Origin of the sequence: Daejeonella sp. H1SJ63 (assembly GCF_029360775.1) — a bacterium.
GTDB lineage: Bacteria > Bacteroidota > Bacteroidia > Sphingobacteriales > Sphingobacteriaceae > Daejeonella.
Genome location: NZ_JARKMZ010000035.1, coordinates 43,055 through 65,891 on the forward strand (window position 1 = coordinate 43,055; position 22,837 = coordinate 65,891).

Here is a 22,837-nt window from a genome sequence, read left to right on the forward strand (position 1 = left end):
GCCTGTTAAATCAATTCAAAAGTACTGTTTTCATCTGTTTTGAATTGGTTTTGAAACGTTTTTAATATCACATATTTGTAATTATTTTTTGTAAAATGAGTAAAATCATCGCATTAGCTAACCAAAAGGGGGGCGTTGGAAAAACTACTTCTTCCATAAATCTGGCAGCCAGCTTAGCTGTGCTTGAATATCGGACATTATTGGTTGATGCGGATCCTCAGGCAAATACAACGTCAGGTATAGGTTTTGATCCCCGTACCATCAAAGCAAGTATTTATGAATGTATTATTAATGAGATAGATCCTGCTCAGGCAATTCAAAGTACAGATACCCCTAATCTGGATCTTTTACCGGCACATATCGACCTTGTTGGTGCCGAGATCGAAATGATCAATATGACAGACAGGGAGTACAAAATGAAAGCTGTACTGGATAAGATCCGCCATAATTATGATTTCATTATTATTGATTGCTCACCTTCTCTCGGACTAATAACCATTAATGCTTTAACAGCTGCTGATTCGGTAATTATTCCTGTTCAATGCGAGTATTTTGCTCTGGAAGGACTTGGTAAATTATTGAACACGATTAAGATTGTTCAAAGCAGGCTTAACCCAAATCTGCAGATTGAAGGGATTTTACTGACAATGTATGATGTTCGCTTACGTTTATCGAATCAGGTTGTTGAAGAGGTGAAGACGCATTTCCAGGATCTGGTTTTTGATACGATCATACAAAGAAATACACGACTTAGTGAGGCTCCAAGTTATGGTATTTCGGTTATTATGCACGACGCCAGTTGTAAGGGTGCTATTAATTATCTGAATCTGGCTCGGGAGATCATACGTAAGAATGGGTTGGTATCCAATGAGGAAGCTGCAAAACAAGCATTAGTATAATATGATTTATCAGAAGAAAACCGGATTAGGTAAAGGGTTAAGAGCACTGTTGGATGATTCGGATCTGCCTGATAATGACAGGCAGCAGATCAGTAATGAGAATCCATCTCTGGGATCTATCAGTACGATTAAGATCAATCAGATTGAGGTAAACCCTTTTCAGCCAAGAACTGAGTTTGATCCCGAAGCTTTGCAGGATCTGTCTGATTCCATAAAATTACAGGGGCTTATTCAGCCGATTACGGTTAGGCAGGCCGGTCAAAATTCATATCAGCTCATATCGGGTGAACGTCGTTTGCGTGCCTCAAAACTTGCCGGACTCACTGAAATACCCGCTTATGTTCGTACTGCGAATGATCAGCAGATGCTGGAAATGGCTCTTATCGAGAACATTCAGCGTGAAAACCTGAATGCGATTGAGGTTGCACTGAGTTTCCAGCGGATGATTGATGAATGTAATTTAAAGCAGGAAGAGCTTGGCGACCGTGTCAGCAAGAACCGTTCAACAGTAACTAATTATCTCCGCTTACTGAAATTACCTCCGGCAATTCAGGCTTCCATTCGCGACAAGGATATCTCAATGGGACATGCAAGAGCATTGATATCTGTTGAGGATCCGGTTAAGCAATTATATATTTTTCAGGAGATTATTAAAAACGGACTATCTGTAAGAAAAGTAGAGGAACTGGTTCGTGAAGTACAGAAATCAGGGAAACCGATGAAGTCGCCAAAGGCCGACGGTATTTCATTTCAGTATATGAAGGTTCAGGATGATCTGGCGTCGAAGTTCGGTACCAGAGTTAAACTGAAATTACGTGATAAGGGTACGGGATCAATCGAAATAGCATTCATGTCAGATGATGATTTGAATCGTATCCTGGAAATGTTAGACTGGTAATGTGTGTAAAAATCCTTTCAGGGTTAATTTTTGTGTGCCTTTTTGCGCATTCAAATGCCTTTTCTCAGAATAATACTATTCCTGCCAAACGGGATACGAATATTATTGCTCCGAAGAAAACAGAAGTTGTTAAGGATTCTGCAAGGCTTGCAATAGAAGAAATGCCGCGTATTGCAGCAAGAAGGTCGGCAATACTTCCCGGATTAGGTCAGATTTATAATAAACGCTGGTGGAAGGTTCCTCTGGTTTATGGCGGTTTCTTTGGAATCGGACTGGTTTATGAGTTTAATCAGAGAAATTATAAGATATTTCTTAAGGAAGCTCAATTTCGTCAGGAAAACCCGGGTGAAACACAGAATCCACTGTATGCGCCTTATACAACAGAGGGAATTATCAATATTAAAGATGCTTACAGGCGAAATCGCGACCTTTCTATTCTTGGAGGATTGGGATTTTATGCAATAAACATTATTGATGCCTATATTGACGCAAAGTTTTTTAGGTTTGATTTATCAGATGAACTGAGCATTCAGATTAAGCCCTCTGTAAACCAGACGCTTCCTGTACATGCTTCAGCCTCCGGTACAGCTGTTGGACTGAAACTTAAGATATCATTGTAAGCTGATTTTATTATAAAGTGTTAATTAACAAGTATATATAAATGAAAATAGCCATCCTTGGATATGGTAAAATGGGCCGTATCATTGAACAATTCGCTTTTGAAAGAGGGCATGAGGTTGTTTTAAAGGTGAATGTAGATAATACAGAGGATCTGAATATTGCCAATCTTAAGCTTGCTGATGTGGCGATTGATTTCAGTACACCTGATTCTGTTCTTAGTAATATTGATCTTTGCTTTGCAGCAGGGGTGCCGGTTGTTGTTGGTACTACCGGCTGGTATGCCAAATTGCAGGAAGTAAAGGATAAATGCACTGAAGGTAACAATACCTTATTATACGCGTCTAATTTTAGCGTTGGGGTAAATGTGTTCTTTTTTGTAAATAAAGTACTTGCAAAGATCATGAACCGTTATCCTCAGTATGAAGTACAGGTTGAAGAAATTCATCATACTGAAAAACTGGATTCTCCGAGTGGTACCGCAATGACCATTGCAGAGGGTATTTTAGGAGAACTGGAACGTAAAAATGAGTGGGTAAATGAACTGATAGGTTCAGGTGAAGAAGTAATTGCAAAACCGGAGCAATTATTGATCGAATCGCACAGGATTGAGGAAGTGCCAGGTACCCATACGGTAATTTACAGTTCTGAGGTCGATGATATTGAGTTTAAACATAAGGCTCACAGCCGGGCCGGTTTTGCGTTGGGAGCAGTGATTGCCGCTGAGTGGCTGGAAAAGAAAACCGGATTTTTTAATATCACTGATATGTTTGATTTTAGTGTATAAATAGATAAAATAGCAGCATGAATCTGAATTTGAAAAAGAGTACAGCTAAAGACAATAAGGCTAAGGTTAAAAAGAGTGCCGGAAGGGAATGGTTTGATGCCATAGTTTTTGCTGTTATTGCAGCAACCCTGATCAGGGGTTTATTTATCGAAGCATATACTATTCCAACAGGCTCTATGGAGAAAACATTGCTTGTTGGCGATTTCCTTTTTGTCAGTAAAGTAAATTATGGAGCACGTCTTCCAATGACACCTGTTGCATTTCCCTTTGCGCATCATACTATGCCAATTACCGGAACAAAAGCATATTCAGAGGTCATAAAATGGGATTACCGTCGTTTGCCCGGATTAAGTGAAGTTAAAAGGAATGATGTTGTTGTTTTTAATTATCCTATGGATGCAGATGCTCCGTTTAACCGTCCAGTTGATAAACGTGAGAATTATATCAAACGCTGTTTAGCAATAGGAGGTGATACGGTCAGTATCAAAGATGCCCGTGTTTATCTTAATGGAAAACCTGCAGAAATACCACAGTTTGGTGAGAAATATTATTATGTGAAATCTGACGGGACAGATTTTAATCCACAGGCTATTGAGGATATGAATATTGAAGCACAGCGTTCATCTTCGGATGAATATATTTTCAATATGACCGCAGAGGATGCCGCAGTAATCAAAAAATGGTCGAATGTTAAGACGGTAAGCCCTTATATCAGACCTGCAGGTGAGTTCGATTCTCAGATCTTTCCTCATGACTCTCAGTTTAAGTGGAATTCTGATAATTTCGGTCCATTGATTATACCTAAAAAAGGCTGGACCGTAAAACTCGACAGTACCAATTACGCATTGTATCAGCGAGCGATTTCAGTATATGAGAACAATACAATTGAGCGTCAGGGTAATGACATTCTCATCAATGGTAAAAAGACTGATTCTTATACTTTTAAGATGAATTACTACTGGATGATGGGAGATAATCGTGATAACTCTCTGGATTCGCGTTATTGGGGTTTTGTTCCAGACGATCATATCGTGGGTAAAGCGTTATTTGTATGGATGAGCTGGGATGCTAATGGTTCTTTTCTTAACAAAATCCGTTGGAGCAGAATACTTGACGGGATTAATTAAGTAATTAGTATTTAGACAGATAGTTTTGAGGGTTAGTAAGATTAATTGATCTTACTAACCCTCTTTTATTTATATAGCTTTGAAGCAGTGGCTTATATTTTTTCTTGATTTTGGTGCCGGGAGTATTCAGATTACTAAAATTTCGTAATTCGCAAATGAAAAGTATTGCGAAGTGAGTATTGCGTATTGAGATGATAAGCTTCTATGTTTGAAATTAGCTTCCCTCATCCAGATAACTGAAATTTCGTAATTGGTAATTGAAAAGTATTGCGAAGTGAGTATTGCGTATTGAGATAATAAGCTTCTATGTTAGAAATTAGCTTCCCTCATCCAGATTACTGAAATTTCGTAATTGGTAATTGAAAAGTATTGCGAAGTGAGTATTGCGTATTGAGATAATAAGCTTCTATGTTAGAAATTAGCTTCCCTCATCCAGATTACTGAAATTTCGTAATTCGCAATTGAAAAGTATTGCTAAGTGAGTATTGCGTATTGAGATAATAAGCTTCAATGTTAGAAATTAGCTTCCCTCATCCAGATTACTGAAATTTCGTAATTGGTAATTGAAAAGTATTGCGAAGTGAGTATTGCGTATTGAGATAATAAGCTTCTATGTTAGAAATTAGCTTCCCTCATCCAGATTCCTGAAATTTCGTAATTCGCAATTGAAAAGTATTGCGAAGTGAGTATTGCGTATTGAGATAATAAGCTTCTATGTTAGAAATTAGCTTCCCTCATCCAGGTTCCTGAAATTTCGTAATTCGTAATTGAAAAGTATTGCTAAGTGAGTATTGCGTATTGAGATGATAAGCTTCTATGATTGAAGTTAGCTGTCCTCATCCAGATAACTAAAATTTCGTAATTCGTAATTTTTAATTCGTAATTCTTAATTATTACTCCACCTTATACCGGTAAATAAACCTTGAAAGATTACCATCAATATCTGTTCCTTCAACAACGGCTTTGTAAGTTCCCTTGTTATCACCATTATAGAACTCAAAGTTAAATGTTCCGTTTTTGTCAGTAAACACTTTTGGATTCCAGTAAACTGTACTTCGGAAATCAGATCCTGCAGTTTTGCTTGCCGTTGTCAGATATTTTGGGGTATAAAATTCTTTAGTTTTAGCATATCCCTGTGGGTTAAAATTCAGGACATTATTTTGAGGGAATAGCTTTTTTAGCTCATCCGGAGTCAGGGCGGAACCCTTTGCCGCTTTTTTGGAGTTAATAACGAGAATCCCATTAGTATTGTATGTACGACTGACCATGCCCAGTTCGTCCTTGAGAAATACCTCTACATTGTCAACATCTGCCGGAATAATGTTATTCAGATAGTTAGCATCAACCGGCATCCCATTGTAAAAGATCTGAACAGGTACCCTCAGACCACTGTTATAAACCCGGGTTACATAAAAATTATTATCAGCATAGGTTAGTCCGGTAGCTGCCGACTGAAGACAATTCAGGAATACATTACAACCCTGGAACCGGTCAGATTCTATCAGATGATCAGGCATTGTAGCAAGACCCGAAAGTGCTGCATGATCCATATGACTTGGCTTCTTAATGGCAGTTGCTTTTACAACAACCTCCTGAAGCATTTGGGTAATCAATCGGTATTGCCGCTTACTGTTGTCCAAATAGGGGGCAAGCACACTGTCGATATTCAGTTTCTCATCAGCCCTGTTTATATTTTTGGTTACCACAGGAAATGCAGTTCCATCGAGGATAATCATCATGTTTTTTGCCGCAGTTGTACTTCTTGCACTGATGGTGACCTCTGCCGAGTCTGGAACGATCACCTTTTCAAATTTAAATTCACCTTTCAAATTCGATTTGGTTTCAGCATAAAAGCGGCTCGCAGGAACTACCAGTTTCAGACTTCCGTTTGATACAGGCATTCCATTAGAGGTACGCAATATGCCGCTGAACTCTATACCCTGCTCGGGAAGCATATTGATTACAGGTTTTTCATCTTTGAGTATTGCTTTATAAGAATATTTACGGTATCCCTGTGTCAGCATTAATAAGTCGAGATCAGCAACTTTCTTTTCACTGACCTGATTGAAGTAGTAGTTAGGTTTTTCTATGTATCCCTGTAATTCCGAAGAGATCAGGAATGAGCTCAGGATGGTAGGGAATTCATCGTCATCATGCGGAACTTTTGATTCATTGATAACTGCAACTGAGAAATTGCCTTCAACAGGTACATTTTTTGTCTTGGCTGTTACGTTCATCTTTACCGCTTGTCTCGTGCCGTAAACCTTTTTATCTGAGCTGAGGCTTAAGCTTGCGATATCATTATGCTTAACAAATACTAGGCGTTCTGTGAGAGGTTCGCCCGAAGTCGAGAAAACAGTAATCTGTGCAATTCCATCAGGGAATTTATTTTTTGGCATTGATGCACCAACAGAAATTGTACTTAATTTGGTTTGTGCCGCAAAGCAGATCACTCCCTTACTTCTGGCAACCAGATAATAAGTCTTATCCAGATTAGCGGCAAAATATGCCTGATTGCTGGCAATTTGCAGTAAAATATTAGTTGGAGTTGAGTTAATTACTGAAAGTGCAAGTCCGCTGGCTTTTGCCTTTGGAAGTGTAAATGATTTTTTAATTCCATTTGCAAAAGTAATATTGGCTGTATAGGTCTTACCTGCTTCAGGATTCAGCTTAAACGCACCCATACCCAAATGCTGGGATTCGATTTTACTGATCAGTTTCCCTGTATTATCAACAATTTCACCTTTTATATCAATGCCTTTCCCTTTTTCCTGGATTGCTTTAAATGCTACCTTGGAGTTCAGCCCTTCTATCAGATCACCACCTTCAGGGAAGAACTGAATGTCTGCTTCTGAAAATGAATTTTTTAGCGGGAATAGTGAAGTGATCGTTTTTTCTGTCTCTGCTTCAAGTACAGTTTCCAGAACTCCGGTATCAAGGGCAGCTTTTTCTGATGCAGTTAATTTTAGCATAACCGAACCTGTTGCATCGGTTGTTTCTCTTCCTCTGGCAATGGATTCAAACCTGGAAATGACTCTCCAGTTAATTTTTTTGTTCGCAAACGGAACACCTTCCGGATCTTTAAAAACGATTAGGGCATTAATCAGGGCAGAACTCCCTGAACTTTCGCCCTTAAGGCTGATATTGGTTATAATTTTTTTGTTGATCGCATCTCCTACAGGGATATTTCTGGTAAAGAAATATTCGTCACTGAAGTTCAGCATCCAGTAAGTATAAGCCCTGATCCGGTAGTTTCCGGGTTTGTAAATTGTTGGATCAAGTGTTATGCTGCCATAGGCTGAAGTATTAACGACAGGTAATTTCATCGATCTGATCAGACTGTCCTTTTCGGTAATCAGGTCAACATAAAGAACTTTGCTCAGGTCTGAAGGTATATCCTGTCCGGTTGCTACATAAGCCTTGTACCATATTGTATCACCCAGAGCATAGTAAGGTTTGTCAAAGTGAAGGTAAACCTTCTCCATTGGGTATTCTTCTACCAGTTTTTGGGTCTTGCCTACAAGAGTGTTAATGCTGAGGGTATCCTGAGCTAAAAGCCCGGGAGCTTGAAAAATGACAAGAATTGCAATAAATATGTATCGGAAAATTTTCATTTGCTCTGAATATGGAATATAATGCTAATATAGAGCAAATGAAGATTTAATCACACAGTTATCCGGTTTTTGAAATTTAAGTTTGAATATAGATACAGGGGTTCGTATTGCAGCTTAGTTTAAGGCAGATAAATCAGCAATTGACTGATCAGTATCTGTTTAAATAAGGGGTTCAATCCCCAGCTTCATTGCAACTTCATTCAGGTCTTTGCAAACCTCATCAATCAGAGGAATACCAAATGCAGACCGTTCTTTTTCAGCAAGGAATTCCGGCTGTCCCGGAATAATGACTTTTTGATCGGCAGAGATCTGTTTAGCAGAGCTGAACCGGTCTACCCAATTATCCAGATGAGATTTAAATTCATCAAGCGGTCTGAATCCATCTACCCGCATAGCACCCAGAAAGTGACCTATTCCCAGACCAACAGGATTGGCAGAAGGCTCCATGAATGCAACAAAAGGTGGAACCCAGGGGCCATAATTAGCTCCCGAAAGCACTGCAGATAAAATATCGACAGTTGCACTTAGTCCAAAGCCTTTATGACTTCCATGTTCACGGTCGCTTCCCAATGGAAGGAGTGAGCCGCCTTTTTTTAATTCATGCGGGTCAGTTGAGGGTTGGCCTTCAGAGTTTTGAATCCATCCGTCAGGAACCGGTTTCCCCATTCGCTGAGCAATCTCCAGCTTGCCATTAGCGGCAGCTGAGGTTGCCATATCAACAATTACAGGAGGATATTTACCCGCCGGAAAAGCATAGCACATTGGGTTTGTTCCCAGTAAGCGTTCGTTGGCGAATGTTGGTGCTACCAGCGGACTCGCATTGGTCATTGCAAATCCGATCATATCTTTTTCAACGGCCATCATGGTATGGTATGCTGCAATTCCGAAATGATTGGAATTTCTGACAGATACCCAGCCTGATCCATATTTTTCTGCCTTTTCAATTGCAACTTTCATCGCAAAGGGAGCTACAACCAAACCCAGACCTGCACCGCCGTCAATAGTTGCGGTTGTTGGGGTTTCGTGAACTATTTTGATATCCGGTTGCGCATTGATCCGGCCTTTCTCCCAAAGGCGAACATATCCGGTAAGCCTTGCAACACCATGTGAATCAATGCCTCTCAGATCCGACTTAATCAGTACATCAGTGGCAAGTTCAGCATGTTCTGCTGAACAACCCATTTTTTTGAAAATGGATTTCGTAAATTCTCTTAGTTTACTTTCGGTGAATGTATGGTAAGTCATGTAATTTCTACTCTTCAAGGATGGTGAATTTCAAGTCCAGCGGTTTGAAGTTTTCAATTAGAATTTGAATGAAGTTCTTCCCATGTTTAACATAGAAAGTGCCAAAATTCTCTTTTCTTTCCTGTAAACCTCCATTAGGGAATAGTTTTGTCTTAATCGTATCGATCTGTGAAAGTGCATCAGAAAAATTTCTTTTCTCTGCCTTCATTAATTTCGATTCCAGATTTTTGAATGCTTTTTGTAAGCGGACTTTAACAGCTTCTGCACTTGGGCCAAGGGTCGGATCTATTTTATAGGTCCGGAGATTGATCTTTTCAAAGATTGAGTTAATTTCCTGCCATTCATCGTGCAGGTTAAGGCTATGACTGCTATGATTCAGCACCCATTCCTTTTTCAGTATTTCAGACTCCTTGAAAATATCTTTAAAACTCAGATCAAGACGGTTGAGTTTAGCATTCAGGTTCATGCCTGTGATCATGGCCGAGTTTCTCAATAATAATATCGGGAAATCAATGCCATAATGATCGAAGTTCTGTTTCAGTTGAAGCCAGTAAATGATCTCTGCACCACCACCGATATAGGCAAGGTTAGGAAGAATTACTTCCTGATACATTGGGCGCATGACTACGTTCGGACTGAAACGCTCGGGATGCTCATTGATTTCCTGCTTTAATTCCGCTTCATTAAAGCTGATTTCAGAATTAAGCACTTTATACAATCCATCTTCAAAAACGATCCGCTCTCTGAGTCCGTCCAGTAGGTAAAAGAAATTAATCTCCCTTGGATTTACCTGCGCTTCAATTCCTTTCTTGAGGAGATTCTGATTGGTTTCAGTTATATTCTTAAAACTGCTGCGTTTGATAATATCTTCAGTAATGACAGGAGAGAATTGCTTCTTTAGTCTCGCATCATCGGCATCCAGAATCACCAGTCCATATTCTTCGAATAAGGTGTTCACCAGCTGCCGTGTAGCATCAGCCAGATTTTTGTTTCCTGTATATGCAGATCTGATCAGATTGCCTAAATATTCAGCATTTGCTGATAAACCCAGTATTCCGGTGTACTCTTTAATAGCATTTTCAATTCCCTTTATCTCTAATCTTCCGGTAGCACCTGATGCCGCATGCAGCCAGCTTATTTTTTTATCGGAGATATAGGTATGATTGATTTCGGCAAAGTCGTGATCTTCTGTTGCCATCCAGTATACAGGTACAAAATTTTTATCAGGGAAATTGCTTTTCAGTTCTTTGGCCAGATTAATGGCGGTAACGATCTTAAAGATAAAATAGAGCGGGCCGGTAAAAATATTCAGCTGATGCCCGGTGCAAACAGTATAAGTATTATCCTGAAGCAATGATTCAATATTCGCGCTAACCTGCTGATGAGCTTTTGAAGGCAATTGTGAATATTGTTCTTTAAGAACGTCAGCGAGGATAGTCCTTGAGGAACTGAATTTTTTGTTTTGCAGCAAATCATGGAAACCTTTAATATCGGCTCTGTATGACCGGAAGTCATCAAGTTCAGGGTCGTTGGCTAAAAAGCGGATCAAAGCTTTTGAAAAACTCTGGGTTTCGCTGTAATCAATATAAGTTGCCTTCATCAGAAACGAAATTAGAGGAAATTACGGAATTCCTCTTAACAGATCTATATTTTGACAATCTGACCATACAGATCAAAGTCTTCTGCACGGTCAATTTTTACCTGTACAAAATTTCCGGGAGTGGAGTAGCTGATTCTTGCGTCAATCAAAACTTCATTATCTACTTCCGGAGAGTCGAATTCAGTACGTCCTGTCAGGTAATTACCCTCCTTCTTGTCTATCAGTACTTTGTAGGTCTTGCCTACTTTATCCTGATTAATATCAAATGAAATGGCCTGCTGAATTTCCATAATGGCATCTACACGCTCCTGTTTTACTTCTTCAGGAATATTATCGTTCAACTGGTAAGCATGTGTTTTTTCTTCATGCGAATAAGTGAAGCATCCCAAACGATCGAATTTTGTCTCAGCTACCCATTCTTTCATCTCTTCAAAATCTTTCCCGGTTTCTCCGGGATAGCCGCAGATCAATGTTGTACGAAGTGCAATTTCCGGAACTTTATCACGTATTGAATTAACCAGATCAATTGTTTTTTGTCTGGTAATTCCTCGTCGCATGGAGCTAAGCATATTATCAGAGATATGCTGAAGAGGCATGTCCAGATAGTTACAGATATTTGAACGTTCATTCATCACATCCAGAATATCCATCGGAAAACCTGATGGGTAGGCGTATTGTAATCTGATCCATTCTATGCCATCAACATCTGAAAGATTGCGCAGAAGATCAGCCAGATTACGTTTATTGTAAAGATCAAGTCCGTAATAAGTCAGGTCCTGGGCAATCAATATCAATTCTTTGGTACCGTTCTTCGCCAGGAACTTAGCTTCTTTCACCAGATCTTCAATTGGCTTTGAAACATGTTTCCCCCGCATCAGAGGAATGGCGCAGAATGAACAGGGGCGATTACATCCCTCTGCGATCTTGAAATAAGAGAAATGGGAGGGCGTTGTTAGCAAGCGCTCTCCAAGTAATTCATGCTTATAGTTTGCACCTATAGATTTAAGCAGATCCGGAAGATCATTGGTCCCGAAATAAGAATCTACATTCCTGATTTCGGCCTCCAGTTCTGGTTTGTATCTTTCTGAAAGACATCCGGTTACAATAACCTTGGCCACCTTTCCCTGTTCTTTCAGTTCGCTGTACTGTAAAATGGTATCAATTGATTCCTGCTTGGCATTGTCGATGAATCCACAGGTATTGATGACAATAATGTCATTTTTGTTTAGTTTTTCAGCTTCATGAACAACATCCATACTGTTACCCCGCAGCTGTCCCATTAAAACTTCTGAATCGTGAATATTTTTTGAACAACCCAGTGTAATGACATTTACCCTGGGCTTTACCTCTTCCGCCTGCTTACTGCTCTTTGTCTTCATTATTCTTTAGCCCTATCATTTAAAAAGGGAATCCACAAATTCTTTTTTGTTAAACAGTTGCAGGTGTTCAATACCCTCACCTACACCGATGTATTTCACCGGAATTTTAAACTGATCAGAAATTCCTATCACCACTCCGCCTTTGGCAGTGCCGTCTAGTTTTGTTAAAGCCAGTGCATTTACTTCAGTTGCCTGAGTAAATTGCTTGCATTGTTCAATGGCATTTTGTCCGGTTGAGGCATCAAGTACCAAAAGGATCTCATGCGGTGCACCCGGAACCACTTTATTCATTACCTGCTTGATCTTGGTCAGTTCGTTCATCAGGGCAATCTTATTATGTAAACGACCGGCGGTATCAATAATGGCAACATCTTCACCATTAGCTACAGCAGATTGCAGCGTGTCGAATGCCACAGATGCAGGATCTGAGCCCATTGGCTGTGCAACAACACGAACATTCACACGTTCTGCCCAGAGTTTCAGCTGATCAACTGCCGCAGCACGGAATGTATCTGCAGCTCCTAAAACTACTTTATTGCCTGCCTGCTTAAGTTTATGGGCAAGTTTTCCTATGGTGGTAGTTTTTCCTACTCCATTAACGCCAACCACCATAATTACGTAGGGCTTATGGTTACCATATTCGAAATTTCTGAAATCATTGCTGTTATTTTCAGACAGCAGGCTCTGAATTTCTGAACGAAGAAGCTCATTCAGTTCGGATGTATTGATGTATTTGTCTCTGGCAACACGTGCCTGAATTCTGTCTATAATCTTCAGGGTAGTCTGTACGCCAACATCCGAATTAACCAGAATCTCTTCCAGATTATCAAGCACATCATCATCAACGGTAGATTTGCCTACCACGGCTTTGGTAATTCTCGAAAATAAGCCTTCCTTGGTCTTCTCTAAACTCTTATCCAGTTCAGCCTGTTCCTGTATATCGCTTTCTTTCTTTTTAAAAAAGTCAAATAATCCCATAGGTGTCAGTTTAAGATTTCCTGTTTATAAGCTTAAAGTTCATAAGCAGGGTATAAGCGAAAAACAATTATTTTTATATGAAAAAAGCCCCCCAACGATGTACGCGGGCGGCTTCTTAAAATTCACTGAACTTCTTATTGAGCGTTTTTAGATGCAGCAATAGCGTCCTTTACGTGATCGTTATGAACGATGATTTCTTTGAATGAATAAGCACCGCTTTTAGGAGACTTAGTCATTGTGATAACTTTTGAGTATTCTTTACCAGCACCTGTTTTCAGGGTTGCAACTACTTTCTTTGCCATTTCTGTGTATGTTTAGTTTATTGATCTGTGAGTAAAACCCGCTTTTCAATAAATATTACTTAATTTCTTTGTGAACAGTCACCTTTCTCAGAACCGGGTTGAATTTTTTCAACTCCAAACGCTCTGTGGTGTTTTTCTTATTTTTCGTCGTTACGTAACGAGACATTCCAGCCATGCCGCTCTCTTTGTGCTCAGTACATTCTAAAATAACCTGAACTCTATTACCTTTCTTAGCCATTGTATTATTTTTTATGTTGCAAGTTGTACGTATTACGTTGTACGTTTTTTTACGTATAACTTATAACGTATAACTTATATATACCCTTTTTTAAGGAATTTGTTAATTACGGCAGTAATGCCATTCTTACTGATGGTTTTAATGGCTGAAGAAGAAACCTTCAACGTAATCCATCTGTCTTCTTCTGGAATGTAAAACTTTTTTACATGCAGGTTAGGATAAAATTTACGCTTGGTTTTTACGTTCGAATTTGAAACGTTGTAACCGTTCATCGCCATTTTTCCTGTTAAATCACAAATTCTCGACATGACTATATGTGTATCTTTATATTAAATTCAAATCTTTAAAGAGTTTGCAAATATCAGGAGAAAAAATCAGATACGCAACACTTTGTAAATAAATTTAGACATTCGTTTTAAAAGCTGCCCCTGAGAGTGGGATAATGTAATTTTTTTGAGTCTATATTAGGCTAAGAAGACTGAATATGATATAATTGCACTCTAATATTATAAGTTTACTGAACAAAAATTAAAAAATGGATCTCCGTATTAATTCCTTTGACGATTACAAGCGTGTTTATGACTACAGTGTAGCAGAGCCCGAAAGTTTCTGGGGCGATGTTGCCAGCACTTTTCAGTGGCAAAAGAAGTGGGATAAAGTTCTTGAATGGAACTTTACAGAACCCAATGTGAAATGGTTTAGTGGTGGTAAATTGAACATCACGGAGAACTGCCTTGACCGTCATCTTGTGAACGATGCTGATAAAACAGCAATGATCTGGGAACCAAATGATCCTGAGGAGCATTACAGAGCGTTTACTTACAAAGAACTTCATTTCAAAGTAGTTCAGTTTGCAAATGCACTGAAAAATAATGGAGCAAAGAAAGGCGACAGAATCTGTATTTATATGCCAATGGTTCCTGAACTGGCTATTGCAGTACTTGCCTGCGCCCGTATCGGAGCAATCCACTCGGTAGTATTTGGCGGTTTTTCTGCTCAATCTATTGCCGACAGAATTAATGACGCGCAGTGTAATCTGGTTATTACTGCTGATGGTGGTTTCAGAGGGAATAAGGATATTCCATTGAAGAATATCATAGATGATGCACTTGTACAGTGCCAGTCTGTTAAAAAGATCATCGTTTTAACCCGTACCCGTACTCCTGTTTCAATGATTAAGGGACGTGATGTATGGTGGGAAGATGAAATTAAGAAAGTAGAAACTCAGGGAAACCCGGCATGTCCTGCCGAACCGATGGATGCGGAAGATCCCTTGTTTATATTATATACATCCGGTTCAACCGGTAAGCCTAAAGGTGTGGTTCATACCTGCGGTGGTTATATGGTTTATACTGGCTATACTTTCAGAACTGTATTCCAGTACCAGCCGGGCGAAGTACATTTCTGTACTGCAGATATTGGCTGGATTACAGGTCACTCTTACATAGTTTATGGTCCCCTATCTCAGGGTGCAACAACTTTGATGTTTGAAGGCGTTCCAACCTGGCCGGATGCAGGCCGTTTCTGGGAAATTGTAGATAAGTATAAAGTAAATATTCTCTATACTGCTCCAACTGCTATCCGTTCGTTAATGAGCTTTGGTGATGAACCCCTGAAAGGTAAAGATCTTAGTTCACTGAAAAAGCTGGGTTCTGTTGGCGAGCCGATCAATGAAGAAGCATGGCACTGGTACAATGAGAAAATAGGTAAAGGGAAATGCCCGATTGTGGATACCTGGTGGCAAACCGAGAACAGTGGCATTCTGATCTCTCCAATTGCAGGTGTTACACCTACCAAACCCGGGTACGCTACCTTACCTCTTCCCGGTGTTCAGCCTTGCCTTGTAGATGAAGCAGGAAATGAATTAACCGGCAATGATGTGAGCGGAAACCTGTGTATTAAATTTCCATGGCCGGGGATCATTCGGACTACTTACGGGGATCATGAGCGTTGCCGCCTGACTTATTTCTCTACCTATAAAAATATGTACTTCACCGGCGACGGTTGTTTGAGAGATGAGGATGGATACTATAGAATCACCGGCAGGGTTGATGATGTGATCAATGTTTCTGGTCACCGTATCGGTACTGCAGAGGTTGAAAATGCAATCAATATGCATGCTGACGTAGTTGAAAGTGCTGTTGTGGGTTATCCTCATGATATTAAGGGACAGGGAATCTACGCTTATGTGATTCTTGGCTCATCTACACATGATCATGACCTGACCAGAAAAGATATCCTTCAGACTGTAGCTCGTATTATTGGTGCTATTGCTAAACCTGATAAGATCCAGTTTGTTAGCGGACTTCCAAAAACAAGATCAGGTAAGATTATGAGAAGGATTCTGAGGAAAATAGCTGAAGGTGAAACTTCAAGCCTTGGAGATACTTCTACACTTCTTGATCCTGCAGTTGTTGAAGAGATCAAAAATGGTGCATTATAATTTGTACTGAATTAAATATAGAGGAAGCCCTGCAGATTTCTGCAGGGTTTTTTTATGTAATTCTGCAGGGCTTTTCTTGCCAAAAAATTAGTGAGTTTTAGTTCTGGCCATTAAAGGATATACACAAGTTCTGCGCAGAACTCAAAGATTTCGTAATTTCGTTGCAATGAAAAATGCAAAACCAACCATACTGGTCGTTAATGACGACGGAATTACCGCTCCGGGGATAAAAGTTCTGATCGAAGTGATGCAAAGTATTGGAAATGTTGTTGTTGTAGCACCTGATGGTCCGCAATCGGGTACAGGGCATGCCATAACAATTGCAAAACCTTTACGTCTCGACAGAGTGCAGCTTTATGAAGGTGTAGAAATGTATAAATGTTCGGGTACTCCGGTAGATTGTGTAAAGCTGGCAGTCAACAAAGTCTTTAAAGGCAAAAAACCTGATCTCTGTGTTTCCGGAATCAATCATGGACTGAATAATTCAATTAATGTTCTTTATTCCGGAACCATGTCGGCAGCTGTTGAGGGAGCAATTGAAAGTATTCCATCTATAGGATTTTCGCTCGATGATTTTTCTCAGGAGGCCGATTTTAGCTATTGCAGGGAATTGATTCTGAAGATCACTAACCAGGTTTTAAAAAATGGCCTGCCTCAGGGTACTCTGTTAAACGTGAACTTCCCGAGAGGGGCAGGTATTAAGGGAATCAAGATCTGCCGGCAGGCCAATGCGAAATGGGCGGAAGAGTTTGACGAGCGTACTGATCCGAACCGCCGCAGCTATTACTGGCTTACAGGAGTGTTCCAGAATAATGATCATGGCGAAGATACAGACGTTTGGGCGTTGGATAATGGTTATGCATCAGTGGTGCCGGTACAATTTGACCTGACTGCACATCATGCTATTCCTTTACTGAATACCTGGGATTTTTAATCATTTATCAGACTGAAATCAATGAAGTACTATTTAATTGCCGGGGAAGCATCGGGTGATCTGCATGGGTCTAATCTGATGAAGGCGCTCAGACAAAGAGATGCAGAAGCGGAATTCAGGTATTTCGGAGGTGATCTGATGAAGGCTGAAGGAGGACATCTTGAAAAGCATTATGCAGAAATGGCCTTTATGGGATTTATTGAAGTGATTGCTAATCTCAGCACCGTACTCAGAAATATTAAAGCAGCAAAGCAGGACGTTTTGAAGTTTAATCCTGACGTGCTGATCCTGATCGATTTTCCCGGTTTTAATATGAAGATTGCTGAGTATGCCAAAGAGCAGGGGATCCGGGTATTTTATTATATCTCTCCCAAGGTCTGGGCATGGAATCAGAAACGTGTATTGAAGATCAAAAAGTTTGTCGACCGGATGTTTTGTATTCTCCCTTTTGAGGTCGATTTTTATAAATCATGGGGTATGGAGGTCGATTATGTCGGTAATCCTATCCTGGATGCGATAGCCCAGAATACGCCTGATGATCAGTTCAGGCAAAGGCATGGTTTGGATCAAAGACCGATCATTGCATTACTTCCCGGCAGCAGAAGGCAGGAGCTGGATCGTGTACTTCCGGAAATGATAGATTCAACTTCCCGTTTTAAGGATTGCCAGTTTGTAATTGCGGGTGCCCCTTCATTTTCTCCTGCCGATTACAGGAAATATATCGGAGAAATCGGGATCCCTGTTGTTTTTGATGAAACCTATAATTTATTGCTTCATGCCGCCGCCGCAGTAGTAACATCCGGAACAGCCACTCTGGAAACAGCACTATTAAAAACACCGCAGGTAGTAGTATACAAAGGAAATGCTATTTCCATAGGAATTGCCCGATTATTGGTCAGTATTAAATTTATTTCTCTGGTTAATCTGGTTATGGATTCAGGTATAGTAAAAGAACTTATTCAGGAAGATTGTTCAGGCAGAAAGATTGGGGATGAACTTGATCTGATCCTGAATGATCCGCCTTACCGCAGTCAGATGCTTCATAATTATGAATTGCTTGCACAGCGAATGGGAGAGGCAGGAGCCTCAGGACGGGCGGCTGAATTGATGTTTTCCTATCTGAAGAATAAGAACCAGGCTTGATACTCTTCATATTAGTAATTACCAAACCCCCATTTGTTCTGATTTGCGTTCTTGCCGGATTGTGCTAAAAAGCTGTGCTGCAGTTTTGTGTTTTTCTTCCTGAATAAATTCATAGAATAAAATCGTAAATTAAATTGTTCTTTCAGGTGTTGATTTATAGCGCTTTACGATTTTTCGAGACTGTTTTCTCATTCTATGATACGAAGGCTTCTCATATGGTTAATATTGATCAGCCCTTTGACCGGACTGGCTCAGGTTGTAACCGAGTGTCCGCAGAATATTGGCTTTGAGCTGGCCTCATTAAACAATTGGGAATGTTATATAGGCGAAATATCGGGTACTGGTGAGCGTTTTCCTAACGGCAACCGACCTGCTGCAATCTCATTAATACAATCGGGTACAGTTCCGGGGCAGCATACCCTGATTCGTCGTTCTACCGGAGAAGAGTACTCAAATGCCGGCAGGAGTTTATTACTGGGTATTTGAGGGGGTAAAAAATTTGAAACAATATACCCGGTCGGGATATATTACATTAATCAGGTAAAAAAAGCCCTGATCCATTTCCTGATTTGATACAGGCCGGGATCAGGGCTTTTTATGATTATACTAAATTTATTTCACGTTGAAATTAACCTGATGATCACCCCAGATTAATGATACCACGCCGGTTTTAGCGATTTTGAATGTCATACGCTCAGTGAAACTTGCAGATTTGACAGGCTTAACAACTGCACGAAGTGCATCTTTTTCCTGATCATAAACAGTACCCGACTGATCCCATGATTTATTGATGATAATTGTCCATTCTTTTTCTCCGGGAATAGTATAAAGACTGTATTTGCCCGCAGGAAGTGGTTTTCCTTCCACTTTTACTGCTTTACTGATCTCGAAAACGGTTGCTTCATTAGCACCTGTACGCCATACTTTTCCGTAAGTAGCAATTTCTTTTCCGATAGTACGTCCTTTTACTGCCGGCTGACTGTAATCAATACTGATTTTTACTCCCGTAGCAGTGGTTTCAGAAACTTTTGCAGGTGGGCTGGGTCTTTGTGCGCATGCTGTAAATCCGCTGAAAAGGCCTGTAATCATTAATAAAGTAAATAATTTTTTCATGTTTAGTTTTTGGTTTTCACAAATATATATAAGGCAAATAATATTAATGAAATTCATCGAGATTATTACAAGGAAGAAAATTTTTAATTCATAATTCCCCCAAATTTTTAAATGTAAAACTTCCCGGGTTAAATTTTTGGTACCTGCCAGCCATTATAATAACGTGCTTTTGTCAATTGATTGGCTTCAGCATCGGTAAATTCATTTTTTTCGGCATTCCAGTATATTTTTTTACCCGTTTTATAAGCAATATTTCCCATTTGCGCATTGATTGCTGCGATACTTCCTGTTTGAATCCCGCATTTTAAGCGTGAAGGGTCATTATTCGTAATGGCATCTATAAAATTAATGGCATGAGCTTCATGGGCATTTCTTTCAGGTTTTCGATGGGTAACTTCTTCTATCTTATTGATGCGCTGGCCATCCTTGTTTTCGGTTTCCGGAATTACTTTCCATCCGCCCCTGTTAACTACCAGACTTGCATTGTTCCCAATGAATGCAATGCCTTCGGTTGAGCCGTAGTTGCCGCCATCTATGCCTGTAGCATGCTCCCAAAGCATATTAAAACCATCATATTCGTATACGGTTTGAAGAGTGTCGGGGGTTTCTGAAGCATCGTCAGGGTATGCAAATTTTCCGCCTGAGGCCATTACCGATTTCGGTGCTTGCACACCCATGGCAAATAATGCAATATCAATTTCATGTACGCCCCAGTCGGTCATTAAACCGCCGGCATAGTCCCAGAACCATCTGAAGTTAAAGTGAAAGCGATTCTGATTAAAGTCGCGTTTGGGCGCCGGACCTAACCACATCGCATAATCTACCCCTGCCGGAACCGGACTGTTTGCCAATTTGGGTACCGGCTTCATCCAGCCCTGATAGGCCCAGCATTTTACCAGTCTGATTTGACCTAATTTTCCTGATTTCACATAGTCAATGGCTTCGGCATACTGAGATCCTGAACGCTGCCATTGTCCCACCTGTACAATTTTCCCGTATCGCTGTTGTGCTTTCACCATAATCTGACATTCTTCAATGGTATTGGCTATAGGTTTCTCAACATAAACATGCTTGCCGGCTGAAACTGCATCAACCATATTGAGGCAGTGCCAGTGATCCGGAGTACCAATGATTACTACGTCAATGTCAGGGTCTTCCAGTAATTTGCGGTAATCCCCGTATTGTTTTGGCCGCTTTCCGCGAAGCTTAAATACGTCTTCCGTACGCTGGTTAAGTACGTTTTGATCAACATCTGCCAGAGCAACACAATTTACCTGGGGAAGTTTCAGGTGTGCATTCATGTTAGACCAGCCCATGCCTTTGCAACCAATAAGTCCGAAATTGATCTGGTCAGATGCCTTTACACTGCGGGTAAAAGCACTGAAATCTGAAGCGCTCAAAATTTGCGGCATACTCATCCCTGCGCCCAGTACCATGGTGTTTTGAATAAATTTTCTTCTGGAATTGTGCATAATTGCTGTTTTTAATCAATTAAGGAGCTTGTTTTGAACGATTGTTCAAAATGTCCGATAATTAAATCTAAAAAAAAGCGATAAGAAATATACTGATTGTGAATAAATTATGAACTCAGGAAATTTTAATTTTGTATTTCAGGCGCGTCTTGCACGCTTCTAATGATCAAATGGATACACATTGCCCAGCTGCCTGCTGCGGTCGGCAGTGATAAATGCCAGGTAACCTGATAGGGACTATCCGGCGGATTTACCTGTACAAATGTTTCGCCGGAGCTTTTTTCATTGCCGTAGACCCCTCCCTTTAAATTGCAAGCCAATACCATTCCCTTCCTCACTGTTTCTTATTTATTTAACCAGAGTCATAAGATTTCTGATCATTTGATAATCCTTAGTCACGCTTCGCTTAAGACTAAGGACAGCAGGTTAACTGATTGGAAAAGTATAATTAACAAAAAAGGCTATCGTTTTCGATAGCCTTCGTGGAGAATACCGGAGTCGAACCGGTGACCTCTTGCATGCCATGCAAGCGCTCTAGCCAGCTGAGCTAATCCCCCAAAGAGTTGCCAAAATTAGCAAAAAGGGGAGAAGTTGCAAATAAATACAAAGAATTGCTTTGCTGCATTTTAAAGGTGGTGCTTAGTTGAAGGGATAGTAAAGACGACCTTAATAAACTTCGACAGTTCTCATTGGCGCTTTTCTCTCTTAATTCTTAACAAGTACATGCAAGGTTATCTCAATAAATACAATTAACTAATAATTAAATAAAGTTTTCTGTAAATTTTAATATTTAATCCTTCAAGGCGAAGATTTGATATGCAGATACTCCCCTGAATTTGGGTAAATATTCTGAATTGTGGAATTTTTTACTCAGATAGAATCCAAAATGGGGAATTTTTTACTCGTTTTTTGTAATTTTCGGATTCCGTCAGACTTGAAGGTGTAATTGGCGCATTGGCATAAGAATTGACTAAAGGTTAATACTTAAATTAAACCTGAAAAAAAATGAACTTCAAATTTACCTCGATTCTGGCAATTACTGCCATCATTACCTTCTCTGCTGGATGCCAGAAGGACGAAACTATTTCTTCTGTGAATGAGCTTTCAGCTGTTGCAGAAGTTTCTGCTACTGGCGGAGCTTATACCAATATCTTTGAAGGTAAAACAGATAACGGGAATGGAACATATACCTATACATGGTCTATGCAAAATAATACAGGTTCTCAAAATCTTAGCCACTGGGTAATGGATCTTGGAACATGTGTTACCATTGATGATGTAGTAAGTGCAGCTCAGGGTGCTGATTTAAATAACATGTCGGCAGTTGAGGTACTTTGGCAAGCAGATCCTTCTTTGTCAAATGCAAATCTTACAGGATGCAACATCACTGTACCTGTGTTTAAATTCGGACAGGGAACACCTAATGCTACTACCAAGGTTTATTATTCAATTACTATTTCTAAGAATGTAGGTACTGCTGATGTAACCGGTTATTACAAATCCGGAAAGATCACCGGTTGCGGATCATTCATTTTTACCGGTCTTGGTTGCGAGATTGTTGAAGAAGTAAGTTATTCTTATTCTCAGGGATTCTGGTTTGCAAAACCACAAACCGTATGGCCTGGAGACGGAACAATCACTTTAGGAAATAAGGTTTATACTCAGGCTGAAGGAAAAGCAATCTGGGATTCTTCAAACAAAAAAGGATTGGCTGATTCAAAAGCTGCATTTACTCAGGCTGCTGCAATTAAGTTAAGTGCAGGATTAGGTCTTGTAAAACCTTCTGCAAGTGTTTGGGCTGATGTTGCAATTGTTGATGCATATCTTGCAACACTAAATAAATTAACTCCAACTTATTTACCTACAGGAAATGCAGCTGCTAAAGCTGCTGCCGGAAGAATCTCAACATGGATTCAGGCTAACCATGTAGATACTACTTTTGGTAATTAATTAATAATTAATCGTTCTCGAGAGGCTGCCCCATGGGCGGCCTTTTTTGGTTTTTAGTCTCTGCAAAGCTGGATCTGAAGATGCTTCTGAAAGCCGG

20 protein-coding genes and 1 tRNA gene are annotated in these 22,837 nt (G+C 40.0%); 10 read left to right on the forward strand and 11 right to left on the reverse strand.

What is annotated here, in order from left to right; all coding sequences use genetic code 11:
• Positions 1–95: 95 nt before the first annotated feature.
• From P2W72_RS12320 to lepB, 5 genes are read left to right on the forward strand one after another with little or no spacing between them, the layout of a single operon-like run.
• Complete coding sequence (locus P2W72_RS12320) at positions 96–899, forward strand: AAA family ATPase (protein ID WP_276362936.1); 804 nt, start codon at positions 96–98, stop codon at positions 897–899.
• A gap of 1 nt (position 900) precedes the next feature.
• Positions 901–1,797, forward strand: coding sequence for a ParB/RepB/Spo0J family partition protein (locus P2W72_RS12325; protein ID WP_276362939.1), 897 nt, complete (start codon positions 901–903; stop codon positions 1,795–1,797).
• Positions 1,797–2,417: a DUF5683 domain-containing protein gene (locus P2W72_RS12330; RefSeq protein ID WP_276362941.1), complete on the forward strand. Its 621-nt coding sequence runs from the start codon at positions 1,797–1,799 to the stop codon at positions 2,415–2,417. The genes P2W72_RS12325 and P2W72_RS12330 overlap by 1 nt, the downstream gene beginning before the upstream one ends.
• 41 nt (positions 2,418–2,458) lie before the next feature.
• The gene (gene dapB / locus P2W72_RS12335) at positions 2,459–3,202 is read left to right on the forward strand and encodes a 4-hydroxy-tetrahydrodipicolinate reductase (protein WP_276362944.1); all 744 of its coding nucleotides are present in this window, start codon (positions 2,459–2,461) and stop codon (positions 3,200–3,202) included.
• Between the two features lie 17 nt (positions 3,203–3,219).
• Positions 3,220–4,329: a signal peptidase I gene (gene lepB, locus P2W72_RS12340; RefSeq protein WP_276362946.1), complete on the forward strand. Its 1,110-nt coding sequence runs from the start codon at positions 3,220–3,222 to the stop codon at positions 4,327–4,329.
• A gap of 893 nt (positions 4,330–5,222) precedes the next feature.
• Here lepB and P2W72_RS12345 read toward each other — a convergent pair.
• The 8 genes from P2W72_RS12345 to rpmB all read right to left on the reverse strand — a co-directional run bounded on the left by P2W72_RS12345 (position 5,223) and on the right by rpmB (position 13,993).
• The gene (locus P2W72_RS12345; protein WP_276362949.1) at positions 5,223–7,943 is read right to left on the reverse strand and encodes a carboxypeptidase regulatory-like domain-containing protein; all 2,721 of its coding nucleotides are present in this window, start codon (positions 7,941–7,943) and stop codon (positions 5,223–5,225) included.
• 159 nt (positions 7,944–8,102) lie between these two features.
• The gene (locus P2W72_RS12350; protein WP_276363104.1) at positions 8,103–9,188 is read right to left on the reverse strand and encodes an Ldh family oxidoreductase; all 1,086 of its coding nucleotides are present in this window, start codon (positions 9,186–9,188) and stop codon (positions 8,103–8,105) included.
• A gap of 7 nt (positions 9,189–9,195) precedes the next feature.
• Entirely contained in the window at positions 9,196–10,788 is a 1,593-nt protein-coding gene (gene bshC / locus P2W72_RS12355; RefSeq protein ID WP_276362952.1) for a bacillithiol biosynthesis cysteine-adding enzyme BshC, read from the reverse strand.
• Positions 10,789–10,832: 44 nt separating this feature from the next.
• Complete coding sequence (rimO, locus tag P2W72_RS12360; protein WP_276362955.1) at positions 10,833–12,167, reverse strand: 30S ribosomal protein S12 methylthiotransferase RimO; 1,335 nt, start codon at positions 12,165–12,167, stop codon at positions 10,833–10,835.
• Between the two features lie 15 nt (positions 12,168–12,182).
• A complete protein-coding gene (gene ftsY / locus P2W72_RS12365; protein ID WP_276362958.1) occupies positions 12,183–13,145 on the reverse strand; it encodes a signal recognition particle-docking protein FtsY in 963 nt (320 codons plus the stop codon).
• Positions 13,146–13,279: 134 nt separating this feature from the next.
• Complete coding sequence (locus P2W72_RS12370; RefSeq protein ID WP_276362961.1) at positions 13,280–13,447, reverse strand: DUF4295 domain-containing protein; 168 nt, start codon at positions 13,445–13,447, stop codon at positions 13,280–13,282.
• 55 nt (positions 13,448–13,502) lie between these two features.
• On the reverse strand, positions 13,503–13,685 hold the full coding sequence (gene rpmG / locus P2W72_RS12375) for a 50S ribosomal protein L33 (RefSeq protein WP_079703649.1): 183 nt from the start codon (positions 13,683–13,685) through the stop codon (positions 13,503–13,505).
• Positions 13,686–13,759: 74 nt separating this feature from the next.
• Positions 13,760–13,993, reverse strand: coding sequence for a 50S ribosomal protein L28 (rpmB, locus tag P2W72_RS12380; RefSeq protein ID WP_276362963.1), 234 nt, complete (start codon positions 13,991–13,993; stop codon positions 13,760–13,762).
• A gap of 227 nt (positions 13,994–14,220) precedes the next feature.
• On the opposite strand from rpmB, the gene acs reads away from it, so the two are divergent.
• The 4 genes from acs to P2W72_RS12400 all read left to right on the forward strand — a co-directional run bounded on the left by acs (position 14,221) and on the right by P2W72_RS12400 (position 18,691).
• Positions 14,221–16,128 (forward strand): acetate--CoA ligase, encoded by a 1,908-nt coding sequence (gene acs, locus P2W72_RS12385; protein WP_276362967.1) that lies wholly within the window; start codon positions 14,221–14,223, stop codon positions 16,126–16,128.
• A 166-nt stretch (positions 16,129–16,294) separates the two neighbouring features.
• On the forward strand, positions 16,295–17,062 hold the full coding sequence (surE, locus tag P2W72_RS12390) for a 5'/3'-nucleotidase SurE (protein ID WP_276362970.1): 768 nt from the start codon (positions 16,295–16,297) through the stop codon (positions 17,060–17,062).
• 21 nt (positions 17,063–17,083) lie between these two features.
• Positions 17,084–18,205: a lipid-A-disaccharide synthase gene (gene lpxB / locus P2W72_RS12395; protein WP_276362972.1), complete on the forward strand. Its 1,122-nt coding sequence runs from the start codon at positions 17,084–17,086 to the stop codon at positions 18,203–18,205.
• Between the two features lie 195 nt (positions 18,206–18,400).
• Positions 18,401–18,691: a hypothetical protein gene (locus P2W72_RS12400; RefSeq protein WP_276362975.1), complete on the forward strand. Its 291-nt coding sequence runs from the start codon at positions 18,401–18,403 to the stop codon at positions 18,689–18,691.
• A 126-nt stretch (positions 18,692–18,817) separates the two neighbouring features.
• Here P2W72_RS12400 and P2W72_RS12405 read toward each other — a convergent pair whose 3' ends face one another.
• The 3 genes from P2W72_RS12405 to P2W72_RS12415 form a co-directional block, all read right to left on the reverse strand.
• Positions 18,818–19,318 (reverse strand): DUF2911 domain-containing protein, encoded by a 501-nt coding sequence (locus P2W72_RS12405; RefSeq protein WP_276362977.1) that lies wholly within the window; start codon positions 19,316–19,318, stop codon positions 18,818–18,820.
• A 128-nt stretch (positions 19,319–19,446) separates the two neighbouring features.
• Positions 19,447–20,790, reverse strand: a complete 1,344-nt coding sequence (locus P2W72_RS12410) for a Gfo/Idh/MocA family oxidoreductase (RefSeq protein ID WP_276362980.1) — start codon at positions 20,788–20,790, stop codon at positions 19,447–19,449.
• Positions 20,791–21,273: 483 nt separating this feature from the next.
• Positions 21,274–21,347, reverse strand: a tRNA-Ala gene (locus P2W72_RS12415).
• 448 nt (positions 21,348–21,795) lie between these two features.
• Between P2W72_RS12415 and P2W72_RS12420 the strand changes: the two genes are divergently transcribed.
• Positions 21,796–22,740 (forward strand): hypothetical protein, encoded by a 945-nt coding sequence (locus P2W72_RS12420; RefSeq protein ID WP_276362983.1) that lies wholly within the window; start codon positions 21,796–21,798, stop codon positions 22,738–22,740.
• Positions 22,741–22,837: the final 97 nt, after the last annotated feature.

Excerpts from the sequence above, each read along its gene's own strand:
- P2W72_RS12400 (WP_276362975.1), top strand. The coding sequence starts at position 18,401 with ATGATACGAAGGCTTCTCATATGGTTAATATTGATCAGCCCTTTGACC.
- rimO (WP_276362955.1), bottom strand. The coding sequence starts at position 12,167 with ATGAAGACAAAGAGCAGTAAGCAGGCGGAAGAGGTAAAGCCCAGGGTA.
- P2W72_RS12350 (WP_276363104.1), bottom strand. The coding sequence starts at position 9,188 with ATGACTTACCATACATTCACCGAAAGTAAACTAAGAGAATTTACGAAA.
- P2W72_RS12420 (WP_276362983.1), top strand. The coding sequence starts at position 21,796 with ATGAACTTCAAATTTACCTCGATTCTGGCAATTACTGCCATCATTACC.
- P2W72_RS12410 (WP_276362980.1), bottom strand. The coding sequence starts at position 20,790 with ATGCACAATTCCAGAAGAAAATTTATTCAAAACACCATGGTACTGGGC.
- rpmB (WP_276362963.1), bottom strand. The coding sequence starts at position 13,993 with ATGTCGAGAATTTGTGATTTAACAGGAAAAATGGCGATGAACGGTTAC.
- bshC (WP_276362952.1), bottom strand. The coding sequence starts at position 10,788 with ATGAAGGCAACTTATATTGATTACAGCGAAACCCAGAGTTTTTCAAAA.
- dapB (WP_276362944.1), top strand. The coding sequence starts at position 2,459 with ATGAAAATAGCCATCCTTGGATATGGTAAAATGGGCCGTATCATTGAA.
- rpmG (WP_079703649.1), bottom strand. The coding sequence starts at position 13,685 with ATGGCTAAGAAAGGTAATAGAGTTCAGGTTATTTTAGAATGTACTGAG.
- lepB (WP_276362946.1), top strand. The coding sequence starts at position 3,220 with ATGAATCTGAATTTGAAAAAGAGTACAGCTAAAGACAATAAGGCTAAG.
- P2W72_RS12345 (WP_276362949.1), bottom strand. The coding sequence starts at position 7,943 with ATGAAAATTTTCCGATACATATTTATTGCAATTCTTGTCATTTTTCAA.
- surE (WP_276362970.1), top strand. The coding sequence starts at position 16,295 with ATGAAAAATGCAAAACCAACCATACTGGTCGTTAATGACGACGGAATT.
- P2W72_RS12330 (WP_276362941.1), top strand. The coding sequence starts at position 1,797 with ATGTGTGTAAAAATCCTTTCAGGGTTAATTTTTGTGTGCCTTTTTGCG.
- acs (WP_276362967.1), top strand. The coding sequence starts at position 14,221 with ATGGATCTCCGTATTAATTCCTTTGACGATTACAAGCGTGTTTATGAC.
- P2W72_RS12405 (WP_276362977.1), bottom strand. The coding sequence starts at position 19,318 with ATGAAAAAATTATTTACTTTATTAATGATTACAGGCCTTTTCAGCGGA.
- P2W72_RS12325 (WP_276362939.1), top strand. The coding sequence starts at position 901 with ATGATTTATCAGAAGAAAACCGGATTAGGTAAAGGGTTAAGAGCACTG.
- lpxB (WP_276362972.1), top strand. The coding sequence starts at position 17,084 with ATGAAGTACTATTTAATTGCCGGGGAAGCATCGGGTGATCTGCATGGG.
- P2W72_RS12370 (WP_276362961.1), bottom strand. The coding sequence starts at position 13,447 with ATGGCAAAGAAAGTAGTTGCAACCCTGAAAACAGGTGCTGGTAAAGAA.
- P2W72_RS12320 (WP_276362936.1), top strand. The coding sequence starts at position 96 with ATGAGTAAAATCATCGCATTAGCTAACCAAAAGGGGGGCGTTGGAAAA.
- ftsY (WP_276362958.1), bottom strand. The coding sequence starts at position 13,145 with ATGGGATTATTTGACTTTTTTAAAAAGAAAGAAAGCGATATACAGGAA.